Source organism: Deltaproteobacteria bacterium (genome assembly GCA_016874775.1).
Lineage (GTDB): Bacteria > Desulfobacterota > Binatia > Bin18 > Bin18 > VGTJ01.
In genome coordinates, this window is the sequence record VGTJ01000321.1 from 1 (window position 1) to 3,251 (window position 3,251).

Below are 3,251 nucleotides of genomic sequence, written 5' to 3' on the forward strand. Positions count from 1 at the left end.
ACCGTTTCCAGTGACGCTATGGTGTACTTGGCCAGTATCCGGCGCACGCTGCGGATGGTGACGACGGAAAATACGAATTAAAAAACACTTTCTAAGAGTATACACTCCCTTTCCCCATTTTTACTAATCCCTAATCCCCAACCCCTACCCCCCTAATAAAGGAGTCGCGCATGAGTGGCGCACTACAAGGTATCCGAGTCATCGACTTCACCAACAACCAAGCCGGCCCAGCCTGTGGGCAAATGTTGGCGTGGCTTGGTGCCGATGTGATTAAGCTGGAAGAACCAGGCAAAGGCGATATTGGACGACACACTCTCAGCGATCGGCCCGACACTGACAGTCTGTTTTTCTTAACGTTTAATGGCAATAAACGCAGTCTGACCCTCAATCTGAAGAGTCAGCAAGGAAAAGAGGTCTTTCGTAAGCTCATCAAGACGGCCGATGTTCTCTTGGAAAATTTTGGCCCTGGTGTACTTGAGCGTTTAGGGTTTGATTATTCGACTCTCAAACAGATTAATCCGCGACTGGTATCTGCCAGCATCAAAGGCTTCGGCAGCTATGGGCCGCATAGTCATTTCAAGAGCTACGAGCCAATTGCCCAAGCCATGGGTGGGGCGATGAGTATCACCGGATTTGCCGATGGACCACCAACGTTTACCTGGGCATGTATTGGCGATTCTGGGACGGGGATGCATTGTGTAATTGGCATCCTTGCCGCACTGATGCAACGTCACACAACTGGTGAAGGCCAGCAAGTCGAAGTGTCGATGCAAGAAGCAGTGCTGAACCTGGCTCGCGTCAGTCTACGTGACCATCAACGCTATGGTAAGACCGTAGAACGAACTGGCAATCAACTGGGGTCAGCGGTTCCCGGAACGGTGTATCGTTGTCACCCTGGTGGTCCGAACGACTATGTATTTATTTATGCCCAACAGCAGATGTGGGAACCACTGTTACGTGCAATGAGACGCGAAGATCTGATTGGCGATGTGCGTTACAACAGTGCCGATGCGCGATTCGAACGTGCGGCAGAAGTCAATGCTTTTATTGAAGCGTGGACCTCCCAGCGTTCGAAATTTGATGTGATGAAGATTCTTGCTGATGCTGGAGTACCGTGTGGTGCATGTCAGGACACCGGTGACATCTTAAACGACCCCCACTTGCGAGCACGCGACATGATCGTTGAAGTTGAACATCCAGTGCGGGGGAAGTATCTCTCAGCGGGAAATCCGGTACGACTCTCAGCTTCAGACGTACCGCAAAAAACTGCACCGCTCCTCGGCCAGCACAACCTCGAACTCTTACGCGAATTGGGCTATCGCGACGCAGAGATTGCAGCGCTCAAAGAGGACGGAGTTATTTGAAGAGTGGAGAAACGAGAAGATGGGGAAGAGAGGAGAGGCTGAAAACTGATAACTGAAAGCTGATAACTTTATCCTAAAGGAGGGTCTCTTATGTCAAGTTATGGTATTATTTCAGCGGATTCACACTTTGTTGAGCCACCGAGCATGTGGGGAGAGCGGTTGGACAAGAAGTTCCGTGATCGCGCACCTCATACTGTACGCGGGCTCAATGGCAGGGATGGAGAATTCTTCGTCTGCGAGAACATTAATCCCTTCCCGGTCGCCGCATTCTTTGGTGCTGGTGTGCCCTCAGAGCAATTGCCGGAGCACAACAAGAAAGGCATGGAACAGGCCCCGGCCTGTGTCTGGGACCCAGCCGCCCGTCTGAAAGACCAGGACCGCGATGGCGTGCTGGCCGAAGTGATTTACACCTCGATGGGGATGCCGCTCTACATGTTAGATGACGTTGAACTGCGAGCCGCGTGTTTCCGTGCGTACAATGATTGGGCGATTGAGTATTGTAGCCACAATCCCAAACGTCTCCTGCCGCTCGGCTTGCTCACGCTGGAAGACGTTGGAGCAGCCGTTGAGGAGCTAGCCCGTGTTGCCAAAAAAGGCATGCGTGGAGCAATGATCTGGGCCGAGCCGCCTGATGACCGCCCGTACAGCGATCCACACTATGACCGTATTTGGGCAGCCGCCTCGGAACATAACTTCCCACTCTCACTACATGTGTTGACTGGTCGCAAAGGTACCGGCATCGACTTCTTCAAGGGTAATCTCGCGCTTCAAGCCTCCACCCTTCATCATGATGTCGAACGCTCACTGGCAGTGTTCGTTCTGGGTGGCGTGTTGGAACGATTCCCGAAGCTGACCATCATCTCTGCCGAGAATGACGTAGCGTGGTTCCCATACTTCATGTGGCGGATGGATATGGTGCATAGTCGCATCGGCGCACTATCGTCTGCGAAATTGAGTCTGAAGCCGAGTGAGTACATCAAACGACAAGTATATGCGACCTTCATCAACGAACCGATCTTTGTGCGTACGCTCGACATCTACGGACCAGGCAATGCCATGTGGTCATCCGACTATCCACACACTGCCGCAACCTGGCCACGGTCGCAGGACTTCATCAACAAGACCTTCAACACTCTTTCTGATAATGACCGTCGTCTGATCGTGCACGACACCGCTGCCAAAGTGTATCGGATCGAAGTGTAGAAAAACGGTCACGTAGGCATGGTCATGTAGGGAAAGGCGCGGTGGCTTTGCTCCAGCCGTCGCGCCTCGATGTATCCTTGAGGCGAGTGAGTTGACGAATGCATATTTTCGCTTTATGTTCGCCGAAAAAAGGAGCCCCTTCATGCACACCAGCACGACTATCCAACCTGGGCATCGGGCAGCAAGGAAATTACTCGCACAGTATGGGAATCGCCTCGTATGTGTTCGCTACCGCGCAGATGAGCAACAGCAGAAGCGCTTCAAGACTGTAGAACTGATTATCGAAGAATGGGCATGGACACCGCGGTCGTTGAAAATTGTAGACAGTAGTGTCCTGGTGCAGATCGGGTTTGCCGAGAGGGAGCTACGTCAACGGGTCAAAGAGGCTGGTGGAGTATGGAAACCGGACAAACAGGCCTGGGAACTCCGCTTTGAACGGGCCAAAGCCTTGGGGCTTGAGAAACGGATCATAAAATAGTCAAGCTACTAGATCTAGGAAATTTGCCGGCGCCTGTTGCTAAATATAGGAATCTCAATGTTGTCATATTTAGTAGTTTTTTATTTACTAGATCTAAATAGAAACTCACTCGATGGAAAGTGCTAGGCGGCGAGGGGAAGCGCATACACCTGACGTTCCACCGGGAAGGACCGGCGTTTTTGCAGCCAAGCAAAGACTAAATTGAC

At 51.9% G+C, this 3,251-nt stretch carries 3 protein-coding genes; all 3 read left to right on the forward strand.

From position 1 onward, the window contains the following. Positions 1-170: 170 nt before the first annotated feature. The 3 genes from FJ147_27995 (at position 171) to FJ147_28005 (ending at position 3,045) form a co-directional block, all read left to right on the forward strand. Positions 171-1,364 (forward strand): formyl-CoA transferase, encoded by a 1,194-nt coding sequence (locus tag FJ147_27995; protein MBM4259725.1) that lies wholly within the window; start codon positions 171-173, stop codon positions 1,362-1,364. 90 nt (positions 1,365-1,454) lie between these two features. Further along, positions 1,455-2,567: an amidohydrolase gene (locus tag FJ147_28000; protein MBM4259726.1), complete on the forward strand. Its 1,113-nt coding sequence runs from the start codon at positions 1,455-1,457 to the stop codon at positions 2,565-2,567. A 142-nt stretch (positions 2,568-2,709) separates the two neighbouring features. After that, a complete protein-coding gene (locus FJ147_28005) occupies positions 2,710-3,045 on the forward strand; it encodes a hypothetical protein (protein MBM4259727.1) in 336 nt (111 codons plus the stop codon). The last annotated feature ends 206 nt before the right edge of the window (positions 3,046-3,251 follow it).